Raw genomic sequence first — 16,515 nt, 5'->3', positions numbered from 1 at the left:
CCGCGGCCGTTCCAGCGGACAAGACCCCGGCGGTGCGACCCCTGGCGCTGAGACCCCTGGCGCTGCGATCCCCGGCACCGGGGACCCCTGACGCTGTGGCCCCCGGTGGCTGGGACCCCCGGTACCAGGGACCTCGGGCGCCGGGGCCTCGGACGTCAGGGCTCCGGAGGACCCGGCACGTGGTGCCCCCGCGCGTCACTTCGGGGTGACCGTGGCCCTGTCCCCGGTGACCTCGAGGTCCGCGGAGAAGGTGAACGGGACGTCCCGGGAGACCTTGCTGGTCCTGCCGTCGTACAGGTCCACCGCGGTGAACTCGATGTGGGCCGTGCCGCCGGCGTCCGGGAGGGACCACTGGTCCGCGCGGGGCCCGCCCAGGCGCGGCCGCGGCGTCGGGTAGTCCGTGATGCTCCAGGAGACCCTGCCCTGAATGCGCCCCGGGAAGTCGTAGGAGAAGGGGCACCCGGCGGGGTAGCGGCTGTCCTTGGACGCGCACGAGTCCAGGCGGGCGTGGATCTGCCGCGCCACCTGCTGCTTCAGCTGCTCGGACGGGACGGCCGTGAGCTTCATGGTGGTGCGCGCGTCCTCGTCGCTCACGGCCACCTCCGTGGCGTCCGCGGTGATCATGGGGGAGCTGTAGGAGCCCGTGTAGATCCCGGGGTAGAAGACCGCGAAGTCCCGTGCGGATCCCGGCAGCGCCACGGACGCGCCGTTGATGTCCACCGCGGTGGACCCCGGCATGGAGACGGTCATGGTGGGCAGGGTGGAGGGATCGAAGTCCCACACCGTGAAGAAGCCCCACTGGGTCTCGGCGGGGTGCAGGGTGAACTCGGAGGAGGCGGCCTTGCCGTCCAGCAGGTAGTTCGCCCGCACCACCGCGCGGTCGCCGTCCGAGGAGACCGTGGACACCGAGACGTCCTCGAGGTGCCGGCCCGCCTCCGCGAGGGGCTCCCCGTCCAGCAGCGCCGCGTTGGAGTCGGGGACCCGGGCGTTGAGCAGTCCCAGGGCCTTGCCGCCGTCCCCGTCCTGCAACGCACGGAAGTACTCGCGGACGTCCGTCTCCGGTCCGTACTGGTACTTGTTCACGAGCGCAATGGTCACCGCCGCGGCCGCCACGGCCAGCACGATCAGGAAGAACCACGCGCCCACGGCCCTGACGATGCGATCACTGCGTTCCATGGGTCCTCACGTTGGTTGCTGCTCGGGACGGGCCCGCGCCGGATCCGGCGGTGGGTAGGCTGAACCGGGCGGAGACCGCCCCGCCCCCACCGGAGAACGCGAAGGCAGCGCATGGCAGAGACCGTCCGACAGATCCCACCCCGGTACGGGGAACCACAGTACGTGTTCCACCCCCGCATCGGCTCGTACGGACGCCGGATCGGTGCGGCGCTGCCCCCGCTGCTCATGGTGGTGCTGGCCGTGGCCGCCGTCTACTACCGCCGCCCGGCGGGGCCCGCCACGGCGGTGCTGGGGTTCCTGGCACTCGTGGGTCTCGTGGCGTCCTACGCCTACCTGCGCCCCGCGCTCGCGGTGCTCACCGCCCACCACGTGCTCGTCTCCCGGTGGGTGGGCTTCCGTGCGGTGCCCCGCGAGCGGATCGCCCGGGTGGTCACGGTCGAGACGCTGCTGCCGCCGCGTCCCCGCGAGGGACGGACGCGGGGCCGCCCCCAGCTGTGGTTCGCGACCGCCGAGGGCCGCTGCGCCCTGGTCCTGGACGGGACCGTGTGGGACGGGAAGTCCCTCCAGGAGCTGGCCCGTGCGAGCGGGGCGCAGCACGTGAACTTCAAGCGTGCCACGCCAGCCCAGGTCGGCGAGCACTGGCCGCGGCTCGTGTCGTGGCGCGTGCGCTACCCGCGGGTGCGCTACGCCGTGTCCTCCCTGGCTCTGGTCGCGGTCATCGGGCTGCTGGGGTGGTGGGCGTTCGCCTCGACCGCCCCCTGAGGTGCGGCGCCCGTGCGGACGACGACGGCCGGCTCCCCCTCGGGGGAACCGGCCGCCATTCCGTTCCGTGCCGGGTCCGCCCGTCAGCGCACCGAGCTGCTGCCGCCCGCGCCGTCCGCGGTGCCCGCCCGGTCGTGGCCGACGGCGCCCGCCCGGTCGCGGTCGGCGGTGCCCGTCCGCGTCGTCTGACCCGAGCGGCGCTCCGAGGTCCGGGCGCCGTCGCGCTGCCGCGCGCGCTCGATCTCGGACTTGCGCTCCTCGTTGGCCTCGCGGGTCAGCTCGGCGCCGGCCTCGGCGTCGCGCGTGAGGTTCTCACCGGTCTCCGGGTTGAAGACGTGCATCCGGCGGCTGTCCAGCCAGATCTTGGAGGTGGACCCGCCGCGGATCCGGGAGGAGGCGTCCAGGGACACGATGACCTGGGCGGGCATCTCGTCCGCGTCCAGCTCCTGGGCCAGCTCGTTGAGCTTGTGCTGGACGGTCTCGTCCTGCTGGTAGTGGATGTACCCGTACTGCTGGTTGCCCAGCCACTCGGTGTGCGTGAACTCGGCCTCGAACACGGTGCCGTGACCCGCCTTGGCCTCGTCCACGAACTTGGCGTCCTCGAAGTGCTCCGGGCGCAGCCCCAGCAGCACGATCTCCGGGGCGCCGCCCATCCGCTCCCGCACACGCTCCGGGATCTCGATGTCCCCGATGGGCGTCTGGAACACCGCGCCGTCGACCCGCGCCGGGATGAAGTTCATGGACGGTGCGCCGATGAACCCCGCCACGAAGAGGTTGACGGGCTGTTCGTAGAGCTCCCGCGGTGAGGCGATCTGCTGCAGCTGACCGCGCTTGAGCACCGCCACACGGTCCCCCAGGGTCATGGCCTCGGTCTGGTCGTGGGTCACGTAGAGGGAGGTGATCCCCATCCGGCGCTGCAGCTGGGCGATCTCGGTGCGCATCTGGCCGCGCAGCTTGGCGTCCAGGTTGGACAGCGGCTCGTCGAAGAGGAACGCGTCCGCGTCCCGCACGATCGCCCGGCCCATGGCCACGCGCTGGCGCTGACCGCCGGAGAGGTTGGCCGGCTTGCGCTCGAGGTGCTCGTCGAGGTCGAGGGTCGCGGAGGCCTCGCGCACCTTGCGGTCGATCTCGTCCTCGCTGAACTGGCCCTTGGCCAGCCGGAGGGGGAACGCGATGTTCTCGTACACGGACAGGTGCGGGTACAGCGCGTAGTTCTGGAACACCATGGACAGGTTGCGATCGCGCGGCTGGCGTTCGTTCACGCGCTCGCCGTTGATCAGCAGGTCGCCGCTGGTGATGTCCTCGAGGCCCACGACCATGCGCAGGAGCGTGGACTTGCCGCAGCCCGAGGGGCCCACGAGGATCAGGAACTCGCCGTCGGCGATGTCGATGGAGATGTCGTTGACCGCGGGGAAGCCGTCGTCGTACTTCTTGACGAGGTGCTCCATGGTGATTGCTGCCATGTTGAGTCAGTCCTAACTGTGTCTAAGCGGGAATGGGCAGGGCCGGGCTCAGCCCTTGACCGCGCCCTGGGTCAGACCGGAGACGATCTGGCGCTGGAACGCCAGCACGAGGAGCACCACCGGGATGGTCACGATGATCGCCGCCGCGGAGATGGCGCCGGCTGGGTCCTCGAACTGCGAGGCTCCCGTGAAGAACGCGAGCGCGGCGGGCACCGGGCGGGCCGCCGAGGTGGAGGTCAGGCCGATCCCGTACACGAAGTCGTTCCACGCGATGAAGAACGCGATGATCGCCGTGGTGAACACACCCGGCAGGGTCAGCGGGACGATCACCTTGCGGAACGCCTGCCACGTGGTGGCGCCGTCCACCTGGGCGGCCCGCTCCAGGTCCCACGGGATCTGCTGGAAGAAGGCCGCCAGTGTCCAGATGGAGATGGGCAGGGTCAGCGAGAGGTAGGGGATGATCAGGCCGAGCCAGGTGTCGTACAGACCCACCTGGCGCCACAGGTTGAACAGCGGCGTGACGATGGAGATCACCGGGAACATGGAGACCATAAGCGCGGTGGTCAGCACGAGCTTCTTGCCCGGGAAGTCCAGGCGGGCGATCGCGTAGGCGCACAGCGTCGCGAGCACCACGGCGATGAACGTGGCGATCAGCGAGATGCCGATCGAGTTGCGCAGCGCCGGGAGGAAGAGCTCCTTGGCGTCACCCACGAAGATCTGCTCGTAGTTCTCGGTGACGAACTTGCTGGGCAGGAACGTCCCGGCGTTCAGGTCCGCGGGGGACTTGAACGAGGTCATCAGGATGGACAGCACCGGGAACAGTGCGTACACCAGCACCAGGACCGAGACGACGGTCCAGCCGATTTTCTGTTTCGTGCTCAACATGGCGGGTTACTTCCCCTCTCCGGAGCCACCGGTGAGGTCCACCTTGAAGACCTTGATGGCCACGAGCGCAATGATCATCACGCAAATGAACAGGATCACCGAGATGGCCGAGCCCAGGCCGATCTCGAGCCGACCGATGGACGTGCGGTACGCGAGCAGCGAGAGCGTCTCGGTGCCGTACTGCCCCTGGGTCATGATGAAGACGTTGTCGAAGATCCGGAAGGCGTCCAGCGCGCGGAACACCACGGCCACCATGATGGCGGCCTTCATGTTCGGCAGGATCACCCGGACCAGACGCTGCCACGAGGACGCGCCGTCCACGCGGGCCGCCTCGGAGAGCTCACCGGGGACCTGGGCGAGGCCGGAGAGCAGCAGCAGGGAGATGAACGGGGTGGTCTTCCAGATCTCGGAGGCCATGATCACGAACAGGGACGGCCCGGCGGAGGCGAACCAGTTGAAGTCGGGACCGATCATGGGAAGCCACGACAGCCAGTGGTTCACGTAGCCGGTGGTGATGTCGAAGGCGTAGAACCACGCGAACGCGGAGACCACCGTGATGATGCCGTAGGGCACCAGGATGGCGGTGCGCAGCAGCCCGCGCGTGGCCTTGATGGCGCTGTGCATCACCAGGGCGAGCGCGAGACCGAGGACGAGTTCCACGAGCACGGTCACCACGGTGATCAGCAGCGTGACGCCGAGGTCCCGCCAGAACACGATGTCCGAGAGCACCGTGGCGTAGTTGCCCAGGAACACGAACTCCTTGTCACCGGGGGCGGTGAGCCGGAAGGAGAACAGGGAGTCCCACAGGGCCTGGACGATCGGGTACAGGGTGACCAGGAGCATGATCACGAATGCGGGGCCGGCCAGCAGCCACCCCAGTTTCCGCTCGGAGCGGGCCCGGTCCGAGAGCTGCGCCTTCTTCTTGCGGGGCTTCTCGGGCGCGGCCGCGCGAGCGCGCGAATCGACGGTGGTGCTCACAGCAGCGCATCTCCCTTCAGGACTTCCTGGATGAATTCGGTGGTCTCACGAGGCGTGTCCTCGGTGACCTCGCTGGGCGGGGTCCAGTTCTGCTGGATCGCGCTGGAGATCTCGTTGTAGTACGGGGTCTGCGCACGGGGCTTGGCGGCGTCCAGCGACTTCCGGATGGTGTCCGCCATGGGGTATGCCTTCTTCACCTCGGGGTCGTCGAAGGCCTTGGCGGAGGACGGCGGGTTGCCGTTGGTCGCGAAGTACTGGGCCTGGTGCTCGGAGGAGACGATGCACTGCACGGCGTCCCACGCGAGGTCCTGGTGCTGGGACGCCTTGCCCACACCCAGGTTGATCCCGCCGAGCGGGGGAGCGGACTCCTTGTCCGCGGCCACACGGGGCCACGTGGTCCACTTGATGTCGTCCACCACGGACTGCTTGAGCGAACCCTCCTTGACCGCGGCCTTGGACGCCGAGTAGATGAAGGGCCAGTTGACCATGAAGGACCCCTTGTCCCCCTGGAACTGGATCATGGAGGCGTTCTCGTCCTGGGTGGCGAGACCCGGTCCGCCCAGACCCTCTTTGCCGATGGTTCCGATGACCTCCGCGGCCTTCCTGCCCGCCTCGGAGTCCAGGCTGACCTTCGCGTCCTGGCCGGCCTCACCGTCCGTGACGATCTGGCCGCCGCCGGACTCCACGAGACCGTTGACCCACACGGACATGGACTCGCCCCGGGTGCCCTGCACGCCCAGGTACTTGTCCTGGGACTTCGCGGCCTTGACGATCTGGTCCCACGTGATGGGCTTGGACATGTCCAGGCCCGCGGCCTTGGCTGCGGACTCCCGGTACCACAGCAGCTGCGTGTTGGCCCAGAACGGGACGGCCACGAGCTCGCCGTTCCACGTGGCGCCCTTGAGGGGGCCCTCGAGGGTGTCCTCGGTGGTGGCCTCGGCGACGTCCTTCGGGGGCTTGGCCAGGAAGCCGGGCTCCGCGAGCTCGGGGACGAAGGGCGGGTCCAGGCTCATGATGTCCATGGACGCGTCACCGGCGGCCAGGCGGCGTGCCAGCTGCTCGCGCTGCGAGGAGGCGTCACGCGGGAGCAGGGACGTCTGGATCTGGTACTTGCCGCCCGAGGCGTCGGAGCACTCCTTCGCGAGGACGGCCTGACCGCCGTCGTCCGGGTTGACGTACCACGTGAGGGTGGGCGGGCCGGACTCCCCGCTGCTGCACCCCGTGAGCAGCATGGCGGACGCGGCCGCGGCGGCCGCGACGCTGCGGACGGCACGCGGTTTCCCGGTCCTGCGTGAGTGGTGAGTGGACTTCACAGTGGTTCCTCCCCTGGCGAGCGCATGTGCTGGTGGATCCGGTCCGGGTGCCCCGTCGGGGACGGTGACCGACTCAGCATTCGCACAGTCTACGGGTGTCGTGGGTCACATGGGGCGTGTGACTCGGGCTCAGGCGAGGAAGCCGGCGGCCACGGCCATCGTGAGCATGGAGACCACGGTGGTGACCAGCACCGAGTCCCGGCAGACCGTGGTGGCGCGGTCGTAGCGCACGGCCGCCACGTAGAGGTTCTGGGCCGTGGGCAGCGCGGCCATGATGACCGCCGCGTACAGTGCCGGGCCCGTGAGGCCGAGGGCCCACGCGAGCAGCAGCGCCAGGGCGGGGTGGACCACCACCTTGGCGACTGCTGCGAGCAGCGTGTCCCACCGTGCGCCCGGATCGGACAGCGGGCGTGAACCCACCAGGGAGATGCCGAACGCCATGAGCATGGCGGGAACGGCGGCCCCCGCGACGATCTGCACGGGCTGAATCACGAGGTCCGGCAGGGCGGTGCCCGTGGCCGAGGACGCGATGCCCAGGGCCGAGCCCATGATGAGCGGGTTCGTCATGATGTTCTTCAGCACGGATCCGGCCGTGGGGCGCCCACCACCCGTGAGGGTGTCCATCACGGTGAGGTACAGGGGGGTGTTCAGCGCGAGCTGGAACAGCATCACGGGCGCCACCTGGGAGGCGTCCCCCAGGACGAACATGGCAACCGGGATGCCCAGGTTCGCGGCGTTGACCTGCCCCGCCGCCTGGGAGCCCATGACCACGGTGGAGGCATCCCTGCGGAGGGCGAGGCGTGAGACCAGGCCGTAGCCGAGCATCGTGAGCCAGGCGGAGGCCGCCGCCACGAGCAGCGGCACGGAGAAGACGTGGTGGATGTCCGCGCGGGAGAGCGTGGTGAACAGCAGCGGCGGGGACGCCACGTAGAACGCGAGTCCGGATAGCACCCGCTGACCGTCGGGCCCGAGCAGCCGCAGCCGCCCGACGAGGTAGCCCACCCCGATCACGGCCCACACGACGAAGAACCCCGAGGCCACCGCGCTCATGCGCGCGGTTCCGGCCGGGGGAGGGTTCGAGAGGCCGGCGGGCTCACGGGCCGGTGACGGCGGCGTCCTCCCGGGCCCGCTCGTGCTCCCGGGACCGGGGCGGGCGCACCATGTCCCCGACCACCGCATCCGCGGGATCCGAGCCCAGCGCCACGATCCGGTTGCGCTCGTCCACGTGCACCACGCGGGGCCGGTAGCTGCGCGCCTCCGCGGTGTCCATGAGTCCGTAGGCGATCAGGATCACGAGATCCCCGGGGTGGACCAGGTGCGCCGCGGCGCCGTTGATGCCCAGGACCCCGCTGCCGCGCTCACCCGCGATGGTGTAGGTCTCCAGGCGCGCGCCGTTGGTGATGTCCACGACGGCCACGAGTTCCCCGGGGAGGATGTTCGCGGCGTCCAGCAGGTCCTGGTCCACGGTCACGGATCCCACGTAGTGCAGGTCCGCCTGCGTGACGGTGGCCCGGTGGATCTTGCCGGTGAACATGGTGCGCAGCATGAGTGCTCCTGACGCGGTCATTGAGGCGGCCCGGTGCGGTCCCCCGAAGCGAGACGCCCCGGGACCGTTGCGGCTGCCCGGGGCGTCTGTGGCGATGCGGAGCGGCTGACGGGAATCGAACCCGCGTATCAGGCTTGGGAAGCGTGCGCTCTACCATTGAGCTACAGCCGCATCGTCCGGCCGTGCCGGGCTTCCCCGGCTGTCGATCGAACGCCCACCACTGTACAACACCTTTCCCGTGCCGGGGTTCTTCACGCGGACCGCCGGCGCACGAGTCCGTGGACTACCGTGGAGCACGTGCTCATCTCCGACCGCGACATCCGCCGCCAGCTGGACTCCGGGCGCGTGCGCCTGGAGCCGTACGATCCCGCCATGGTCCAGCCCGCGAGCGTGGACGTGCGCCTGGACCGCTGGTTCCGCCTGTTCGACAACCACAAGTACGCGCACATCGACCCCGCGCAGGAGCAGCCGGAGCTCACCCGCCTGGTGGAGGTGGGCCCGGAGGAGCCGTTCGTGCTGCACCCCGGGGAGTTCGTCCTGGGTGCCACGTACGAGAAGGTCACGCTGCCGGACGACGTCGCGGCGCGCCTCGAGGGCAAGTCCTCCCTGGGGCGGCTGGGGCTGCTCACCCACTCCACGGCGGGTTTCATCGACCCCGGGTTCTCCGGTCACGTGACGCTCGAGCTGTCCAACATGGCCACACTGCCCATCACGCTGTGGCCCGGGTCCAAGGTGGGGCAGCTGTGCTTCTTCCAGCTCTCCTCCGCCACCGAGCACCCGTACGGCAGCGGCGCCTACGACAACCGCTACCAGGGTCAGCGCGGCCCCACGGCATCGCGCAGCCACGTGAACTTCCACCGCACGGCCATGGAGTAGCCCTCACACGTGCGCCGTGGTGAACCCCTCCGGGGGCTTGGGCGTGAGCAGCAGCAGGGCGAGGCCCACCGCCACCACCACGAGGATCCCCAGGATGCCCCAGATCTGCGCGCCCAGCAGGGACACGAACATCCCGAACAGCCCCGGTGCCATGAAGCTCACGGCGCGGCCGGTGGTGGCGTAGAGCCCGTAGATCTCACCGTCGTGCCCGGGCGGGATGAGTCGGCCCAGGTACGTGCGCGACGCCGCCTGGGCCGGCCCCACGAACAGGCACAGCGCCAGCCCGCACACCCAGAAGGCCGGCTTGCCCGTCCAGAACAGCAGCACGGTGCCCGCGAGCATCACGCCCACGAGCGACCCGGTGATGACCGTGCGGGGCCCCAGGGCGTCGTCGAGCGAGCCGCCCACGAACGCGCCGAGCGCGGCGATCAGGTTGGCGGCGATGGCGAAGAGGATGACCTCGGTGAGGGAGAAGCCGAAGGAGCCCGCCGCGAGCACCCCGCCGAACGTGAACACCCCGGCCAGCCCGTCCCGGTAGACCGCGGAGGACAGCAGGAAGAACACCGTGGCGCGGGAGACTCGCCACAGCCCGGCGATCGTGGCGAACAGCTCCCGGTAGGCGCCCAGGACCCCGTGGCGGTGCCGCGGGGCGTCCGGTTCGGGGACCGGGGGCCCGGCCAGCCCGCCCAGCGTGGGGGTCGCGGCCGGGGAGGGACCGTGGACGGCGCCGTCGTGGGAGCGGAACGGCATGGACCGGGACCTGAGCATGAGCGGGAGGCAGAACACGAGGATCCACGCCGCGCTGAACAGGGCCACGGCGCGGTAGTTCAGGGCGTCGTGCGTGGGGATGCCCAGGAAGCCCGGGGTCACGAAGCCGAACAGGACGAAGGCCAGGGCGAAGATCCCGCCCACGTACCCGGCGCCCCAGCCCCATCCGGAGACCTTGCCCATGCGGTGCGGCCCGGCCAGCGCGGGGAGCATCGCGTTGTAGCTGACCGTGGAGAACTCCTGGGCCACGCTGCCCGCGGCCACGAGACCCACTCCCAGGTACAGGAACGCGGGTTCGGGACGGGCGAAGAACGCCAGTGCGGTGCACGCGACGAGCACCCACGTGTTCCCGGTGAGGAACGTGGCGCGGGAGTGGGGTGTGTCGCTGCGCTGGCCGATGATCGGGGCCGTCAGGGCGATGGCGAAACCGGCCACCGTCATTGCCGCGCTCAGCACGGTGGAGGTGTGCTCGGAGGAGCCGAAGGGTGCACTGGTGAGGTACACCGTGAAGACGAAGGTGAGCATCACGGAGTTGTAGGCGGTGGTGCCGGTGTCCCACAGGCACCACATCAGCACGCGCGCGCGGGAGCCGCCCTCGGGCGGCGCCGCGGTGCGGGGGCTGTCGCGCGCGGCCGTGGACGAGTGCTCACCGGTCATGGGGTTCACCCTACGGCGCGGGTCACGTGCGGCGGGGCCGGGCGGGTGTGTGTCGATCATGACGGTGCGGGCACGCGTCAACAGCACGCCTTGGTAGGATGGACTCCCCATCCTTCCTCCCCACCACCCCGTTCGGCGGTGTCGCCGCCAGGGGCACCCGTGGGTCGTGCGCGGCCCGAAAGGCAAGGTTCCATGGTCCCGGTGCTGCTCCTCCACGGGCTCATGGCCCTGTGCGCACCCGCGATCGTGGGGCGTGCCGGACGCTCGGGCTTCTACGCGGTGGCACTGGCCCCGCTGGCGGGTTTCGGCTGGCTCTGCACCCAGGCACCCCGGGTGTACCACGGCGGCGGCTGGTCCACCACCCTGCAGTGGATCCCGCAGTTGGAGATCACGCTGTCCTTCCGCATGGACGCCCTCTCCTATATGATGTCCCTGCTGGTGCTGGGCGTGGGCGCCCTGGTGCTGGCGTACTGCGCCCGGTACTTCAAGGCGGACGCCCGGGACATCGGGCAGTTCGCGGCGCAGCTCGTGGCCTTCGCGGGGGCCATGTTCGGGCTGGTCACCGCGGACGACCTCATGGTCCTGTTCGTCTTCTGGGAGATCACGTCCGTGCTCTCCTTCCTGCTGATCTCCTACTCCCGCACCAAGCTGGCCGCCCGCCGCGCGGCCCTGCAGGCGCTGATCATCACCACCGCGGGCGGGCTGGCCATGCTCGTGGGACTGCTGATGCTGGGCCACGCCGCGGGCACCTACCGGATCTCCGGTGTGCTGGCGGCCGCTCCCGGGATGCTGGGATCCACCACGGTGGACGTCGCCGTGGTGCTGGTGCTGGCCGGTGTGGTCTCCAAGTCCGCACTGTTCCCCACCCACTTCTGGCTGCCCGCCGCCATGGCCGCGCCCACCCCGGTCTCCGCCTACCTGCACGCCGCCGCCATGGTCAAGGCGGGCATCTACCTCGTGGCCCGCCTGGCCCCCGGGTTCGCGCAGACCCAGTGGTGGCTGCCCGTGACCCTCACCCTGGGGCTCGGGACCATGGTCTTCGGCGGGTGGGTGGCCCTGAAGCAGTACGACCTCAAGCTGATCCTCGCCTACGGCACCGTGAGCCAGCTCGGGTTCATCACCGCCGTGGTGGCCTTCGGCACGGCGGACACCGCCATGGCCGGCATGGCCATGGTCATGGCGCACGGCCTCTTCAAGGCCACCCTGTTCCTGAGCGTGGGCATCATCGACCACCAGGCCGGCACGCGTGACATCCGGCGGCTCTCGGGGGTGGGCCGGATGGCGCCGAAGCTCTTCACGGTGTCCGTGATCGGTGCCGCCTCCATGGCGGGGCTCCCGCCGCTGCTGGGCTTCGTGTCCAAGGAGGCGGTGCTCACGGCGTTCGTGGAGCACCTCCCGGAGCCCCTGGCTCTCGTCGCCCTGGTGGGTGTGGTGCTGGGCTCCGTGCTCACGGTCGGCTACAGCGCACGTTTCCTGTGGGGGGGATTCGCCCGCAAGTCCGCCGGGTTCTCGGAGCTCGACGCCGCCCCGGACGGGCAGTCGGTGATCAGCGAGTTCACACCCGCGTCCTGGGCGTTCCTGATGGCGCCCATCGTGCTGGCGGCGGCCACCGTGGTGCTGGGGGTGTTCCCGGCGCCGCTGGAGGCCGGGATCGAGCCCTACCGGCAGCTGTTCCCGCACGCCGCCGAGTCCCACGTGCACCTGGAGCTGTGGCACGGGCTGACCCCGGCCCTGGGTCTGTCGGTGCTGGTCATCGCGGCCGGACTGCTGCTGCACGCGGCGCGCCGCCCGGTGGCCGGGTTCCAGAGGCGGCTGCCCGCCCTGCCCACCGGCGACTACGTGTACCGGCGGACCATCAACGTGCTGGACATCGTGGCTGTGTGGCTGACCGGGCGCACCCAGCGCGGTTCACTGATGTTCTACCTCTCGGTGATCCTCGTGACGGCCATCGTGGTGCCGCTCGTGGCCCTGTTCTGGTTCGAGACCCCGCCCCTGGCCGGGTTCCGGCTCTCGGACTCGCCGGCCCAGCTGGTCACCGGGATCGCCATGGTCGTGGCCGCGCTGCTCGTGCTCACCGCGGGCAAGCGCTTCCTGGCCGTACTGCTGGTGTCCGTCACCGGGTACGGCCTCGCCCTCACCTTCGCGCTGCACGGCGCCCCGGACCTGGCGCTCACGCAGATGCTCGTGGAGACCATCTCCCTCGTGGCCTTCGTGCTGGCCCTGCGCTCCCTGCCGGGACCCCTCTGGAACCGGCGCAAGGCCGGGCACCGCGTGTTCCGCGCCGTGTTCGCGGTGGTCTTCGGGGTGTTCATGATGGCGCTCGCGGTGTTCTCCATCTCCTCCCGCGGCACCGAGCGGATCTCCCTGGACATGCCCGACATGGCATACGAGATGGGCCACGGTGCGAACGTGGTCAACGTGATCCTGGTGGACATCCGGGCGTGGGACACCATGGGCGAGATCTCCGTGCTCACGGTGGCGGCCACGGGCATCGCGTCCCTGATCTTCGTCAAGGGACGCGGGGACCGGCTGCGCAGCGAACGCCACCAGCTCGACACCCGGCAGCTGCAGGCCCTGCGCGGCGCGGACTCCGCGGCGCACTCGCCACAGGCCGTCACGCAGCAGCTCGAGGTGGCGCGCCGGTTCACGTCCCGCCCGGACGCGGACCCGTTCCTGCTGGCCGGTCGCACACTGGCCCCGGAGCGGCGCTCGATCATCTTCGAGGTGATCACACGGCTGCTGTTCCACACCTTCATGCTGGTGTCCCTGTACCTGCTGGTCGCCGGGCACAACGATCCCGGCGGCGGCTTCGCGGGCGGTCTCATGGCGTCCCTCGCCCTGACCCTGCGCTACCTCGCCGGCGGCCGGTACGAGCTCGAGCGCGCCACCCCGGTCAATGCGGGATGGATGCTGGGGGCCGGTCTGGCCGTCGCGTCCCTGTACGCCGTGGCACCCGTGTTCTTCGGCGGCGCGGTGATGGAGAGCTACACGTTCGAGTGGGACATGTGGGTCTTCGGCCACGTGAAGTTCGTGACCGCCGTGATCTTCGACGTGGGCGTGTACCTGATCGTGGTGGGCCTCGTCCTGGACGTCCTGCGCTCGCTCGGCGGCCGGATCGACGAGCGGATCGAGCGCTCCGCCGCGGAGGCCCGGAAGCAGCGTTCCGGGCGCGGCTCGCGGATCCGCCTGACCCGCAACGGGCGCACGATGTCCGCCACCCGTTCCGACGACCCCGATGTGCCCACGGGCTCCATGGTCTCCGGCGACGAAGCCTCGGAGGTGCGGCAATGACCGTGAATCTCACCCTGCTCGTGGTCATGGGGGTGCTGTTCTCCGTGGGGGTGTACCTCCTGCTGGAGCGCTCGCTGACCCGCGTGCTGCTGGGTCTCATGCTGCTGACCAACGGCGCGAACCTGCTCATCCTGCACACCAGCGGGGTGCCCGGCGCCGCCCCGCTCCATGACAAGTCCCTGGACGGCTCCGAGTACTCGGACCCGCTGCCGCAGGCGCTCGTGCTCACGTCCATCGTGATCTCCCTGGCCACCACGGCCTTCGTGCTCAGCATGATCTGGCGTTCGTGGGTCCTGGCCCGCCGGGACGAGATCCAGGACGACCTCGAGGACCGCCGCGTGGCCCAGCAGTCCTCGTACGACGCCGAGGACGACGACGCCATGCCGCAGGACACGTCCGAGTTCGACCACGCGGACGCGCGCTTCACGCCGTCCCGCCACAACGAGGAAGAGGCCGCGGAATCACCGGGTCACCACAGGGTCGAGAAGCTGCACCGGGACGAGAGGAGGCACAGGCATGAGTTCTGAGCTGGCGCAGCTGGCGCCCCTGGCGGTCCTGATCCCGTTCCTGGGGGCGGCCGTGAACTTCGTGGTCGTGCACCGCAACAGGCTGCAGCGCGGCGTGACGGTGGGGGCCATGGTGCTCACCCTGGTGCTGAACGCGCTGATGCTCGTGGACGTGTGGCAGCAGGGTCCGCAGGTGGTGCACCTGGGCGGGTGGGCGGCCCCGTACGGCATCGTCATGGTGGTGGACCAGCTCTCCGCGCTGATGCTCGTGGTCTCGGTGGTCGTCTCGCTCGCGGTGCTCGTCTACGCGGTGAGCGAGGGCGTGGCCGGCGGCGACGACGAGGGCCCCATCTCGATCTTCTACCCCACCTTCCTGCTCCTGGTGGCGGGCGTGTCCAACGCGTTCCTGGCCGGGGACCTCTTCAACCTGTACGTGGGCTTCGAGATCCTGCTCACCGCCTCGTACGTGCTGCTCACCATGGGCGGCTCCGCGCAGCGCATCCGGGCGGGCGTCACGTACGTGGTGGTGTCCGTGATCTCCTCGATCCTGTTCCTGATCTCCCTGGGCATGATCTACGGCGCCACGGGCACCGTGAACATGGCGGACCTCTCCGTGAAGCTCGCGGACCTGCCCCAGGGCACCCAGCTGCAGCTGCACCTCATGCTGCTCGTCGCGTTCGGGGTCAAGGCCGCCATCTTCCCGCTGTCCCTCTGGCTGCCGGACTCCTATCCCACGGCCTCGGCGCCGGTCACCGCGGTCTTCGCCGGGCTGCTCACCAAGGTGGGCGTCTACTCGATCATCCGCACCGAGACCCTGCTCTTCCCCGGCCGTCAGATCAACGGCCTCCTGATGTGGGTGGCCCTGCTGACCATGCTCGTGGGGATCCTGGGCGCCCTCGCCCAGATCGACGTCAAGCGCATGCTCTCGTTCACGCTCATCAGCCACATCGGATACATGATCTTCGGCATCGCCGTGGGCTCGCCCCAGGCGCTGGCGGCGGTCGTCTACTACATCGCCCACCACATCGTGATCCAGACCAGCCTGTTCCTGGTGGCGGGGCTGATCGAGCGCCGCGGCGGCTCCACGAACGTGGACCGGCTCGCGGGGCTGTACCGGATCTCGCCCGTGCTGGGCGTGCTGTACCTGGTCCCGGCGCTGAACCTCGGTGGGATCCCGCCGTTCTCCGGGTTCCTGGGCAAGGTCGGGCTGATCGAGGCGGGCGTGGCGGCGGGCACGTGGCTGGACTACCTGCTGGTGGGGGTGTCCGTGTTCGTGTCCCTGCTGACCCTCATGGCCATGGTCCGCGTGTGGAACCGCGTGTTCCTGCGCCGTGTGGAGGACGCCGAGTACCCGGACCCCGTCCTGCGGGCCACCACGGCCCAGGGCCACCGCCCCCGCACCTCGCGCGTGGTGTCGGGCAAACCGGGAAGCACGTTCTCCGGGACGGCTCCCGTGGTCCTACTGCCCAAGACGATGGTGGGCGCCACCACGGCCCTCGTGGGGGTGGGTGTCCTCCTCACCGTCTTCGCGGGCCCGCTGTTCGACCTCGCCGGCAGCGCGGCGGACAACCTGACGCACCCGGACCGGTACGTCCGCGCCGTGCTGGCCCCGGTGGGCCAGGGCGGCGTCAGTGAGGAGGACCAGTGAGCACGTCCGCGATCCGGCGGCAGTCCCGCAACTCCCTGCGGGCGGAGCTGCCCCTCGTCCTGTGGCTCGTGGTGGTGTGGGGTGCGCTGTGGGGTGACTGGCGCCCGGGGAACCTGGTCTTCGGGCTGCTCCTGGCGCTCGCGGTGACCCGCACCCTGATCCTGCCCCCGGTGCGGCTCTCCGGGCGCTTCAACGTCCTGCACTTCGCGCTCTTCCTGGCCACGTTCGTCCGGCAGGTGGCCAGTGCCAGCTTCCACGTGTTCCGGGTGGCGGTGGTCCAGGGTCCCCGCGTGCACAACGCGGTGCTCGGGGTGCGGCTGCGGCAGAACAACGACCTGCTGATGACGGCGGTGGGTCACACCATGGCGCTGATCCCGGGGTCGCTGGTGGTGGAGGTGGACCGGGAGAACGGCATCCTCTACTTCCACGTGCTGGACGTCGCCACCCCGGAGCAGGCGGCGTCCTTCCGCCGGTCCGTCCTGGACACGGAGGCGGCCTGGATCAGGATCATGGGAACGCGTGACGACCTGGCCCTGCTGCCGGTCCGGGGGGATCCCGACGACAACGAGGTGTCCGGTGCCGTGGAGTCCCCCACCGAGAACATGGAGGCGGCCGAGGACGGCCGCGGACAGGAGCGGTCATGACG

Annotated in this window: 14 protein-coding genes and 1 tRNA gene; 6 read left to right on the top strand and 9 right to left on the bottom strand. The window is 70.2% G+C overall.

Translation table 11 applies throughout. The features are described 5' to 3' along the window. Positions 1-195 precede the first annotated feature (195 nt). Positions 196-1,176: a hypothetical protein gene (locus tag C1C97_RS06070; protein WP_121030652.1), complete on the bottom strand. Its 981-nt coding sequence runs from the start codon at positions 1,174-1,176 to the stop codon at positions 196-198. Positions 1,177-1,287: 111 nt separating this feature from the next. Between C1C97_RS06070 and C1C97_RS06065 the strand changes: the two genes are divergently transcribed. Further along, positions 1,288-1,938: a hypothetical protein gene (locus C1C97_RS06065; RefSeq protein WP_121030650.1), complete on the top strand. Its 651-nt coding sequence runs from the start codon at positions 1,288-1,290 to the stop codon at positions 1,936-1,938. Between the two features lie 83 nt (positions 1,939-2,021). Here the strand turns inward: C1C97_RS06065 and C1C97_RS06060 are convergent, their stop codons facing one another. The 7 genes from C1C97_RS06060 to C1C97_RS06030 form a co-directional block, all read right to left on the bottom strand. Continuing rightward, entirely contained in the window at positions 2,022-3,401 is a 1,380-nt protein-coding gene (locus tag C1C97_RS06060) for an ABC transporter ATP-binding protein (protein WP_233542779.1), read from the bottom strand. Between the two features lie 48 nt (positions 3,402-3,449). After that, positions 3,450-4,286 (bottom strand): carbohydrate ABC transporter permease, encoded by an 837-nt coding sequence (locus C1C97_RS06055; RefSeq protein ID WP_110918907.1) that lies wholly within the window; start codon positions 4,284-4,286, stop codon positions 3,450-3,452. Positions 4,287-4,292: 6 nt separating this feature from the next. Beyond that, on the bottom strand, positions 4,293-5,264 hold the full coding sequence (locus tag C1C97_RS06050) for a carbohydrate ABC transporter permease (RefSeq protein ID WP_110918908.1): 972 nt from the start codon (positions 5,262-5,264) through the stop codon (positions 4,293-4,295). Further along, positions 5,261-6,577, bottom strand: coding sequence for an extracellular solute-binding protein (locus tag C1C97_RS06045; protein ID WP_199712203.1), 1,317 nt, complete (start codon positions 6,575-6,577; stop codon positions 5,261-5,263). The genes C1C97_RS06050 and C1C97_RS06045 overlap by 4 nt, the downstream gene beginning before the upstream one ends. Positions 6,578-6,706: 129 nt before the next feature. Further along, positions 6,707-7,627: an AEC family transporter gene (locus C1C97_RS06040; RefSeq protein WP_121030648.1), complete on the bottom strand. Its 921-nt coding sequence runs from the start codon at positions 7,625-7,627 to the stop codon at positions 6,707-6,709. Between the two features lie 43 nt (positions 7,628-7,670). Then, positions 7,671-8,123 carry an aspartate 1-decarboxylase gene (gene panD, locus C1C97_RS06035; RefSeq protein WP_110918910.1) on the bottom strand — a complete coding sequence of 151 codons (453 nt, stop codon included), beginning with the start codon at positions 8,121-8,123 and terminating at the stop codon, positions 7,671-7,673. Positions 8,124-8,223: 100 nt separating this feature from the next. Then, positions 8,224-8,294 (bottom strand) — tRNA-Gly (locus tag C1C97_RS06030). Between the two features lie 126 nt (positions 8,295-8,420). On the opposite strand from C1C97_RS06030, the gene dcd reads away from it, so the two are divergent. Continuing rightward, positions 8,421-8,999, top strand: coding sequence for a dCTP deaminase (dcd, locus tag C1C97_RS06025; RefSeq protein ID WP_110918971.1), 579 nt, complete (start codon positions 8,421-8,423; stop codon positions 8,997-8,999). A 3-nt stretch (positions 9,000-9,002) separates the two neighbouring features. Here the strand turns inward: dcd and C1C97_RS06020 are convergent, their stop codons facing one another. Beyond that, positions 9,003-10,424 carry an MFS transporter gene (locus C1C97_RS06020; RefSeq protein WP_121030646.1) on the bottom strand — a complete coding sequence of 474 codons (1,422 nt, stop codon included), beginning with the start codon at positions 10,422-10,424 and terminating at the stop codon, positions 9,003-9,005. 192 nt (positions 10,425-10,616) lie between these two features. Between C1C97_RS06020 and C1C97_RS06015 the strand changes: the two genes are divergently transcribed. From C1C97_RS06015 to C1C97_RS06000, 4 genes are read left to right on the top strand one after another with little or no spacing between them, the layout of a single operon-like run. Beyond that, positions 10,617-13,715, top strand: a complete 3,099-nt coding sequence (locus C1C97_RS06015; protein WP_110918912.1) for a Na+/H+ antiporter subunit A — start codon at positions 10,617-10,619, stop codon at positions 13,713-13,715. Next, the gene (locus tag C1C97_RS06010; protein ID WP_121030644.1) at positions 13,712-14,242 is read left to right on the top strand and encodes a Na(+)/H(+) antiporter subunit C; all 531 of its coding nucleotides are present in this window, start codon (positions 13,712-13,714) and stop codon (positions 14,240-14,242) included. Before C1C97_RS06015 ends, C1C97_RS06010 begins: the two co-directional genes overlap by 4 nt. Continuing rightward, positions 14,232-15,869, top strand: coding sequence for a Na+/H+ antiporter subunit D (locus C1C97_RS06005; protein ID WP_110918914.1), 1,638 nt, complete (start codon positions 14,232-14,234; stop codon positions 15,867-15,869). The genes C1C97_RS06010 and C1C97_RS06005 overlap by 11 nt, the downstream gene beginning before the upstream one ends. After that, positions 15,866-16,513 carry a Na+/H+ antiporter subunit E gene (locus C1C97_RS06000; protein WP_110918915.1) on the top strand — a complete coding sequence of 216 codons (648 nt, stop codon included), beginning with the start codon at positions 15,866-15,868 and terminating at the stop codon, positions 16,511-16,513. The genes C1C97_RS06005 and C1C97_RS06000 overlap by 4 nt, the downstream gene beginning before the upstream one ends. The last annotated feature ends 2 nt before the right edge of the window (positions 16,514-16,515 follow it).

Source organism: Kocuria tytonis, assembly GCF_003226895.2.
Classification (GTDB): domain Bacteria; phylum Actinomycetota; class Actinomycetes; order Actinomycetales; family Micrococcaceae; genus Kocuria; species Kocuria tytonis.
Note: the sequence above shows the minus strand (reverse complement) of the source record. Positions and strands in the feature narration are given on the sequence as shown.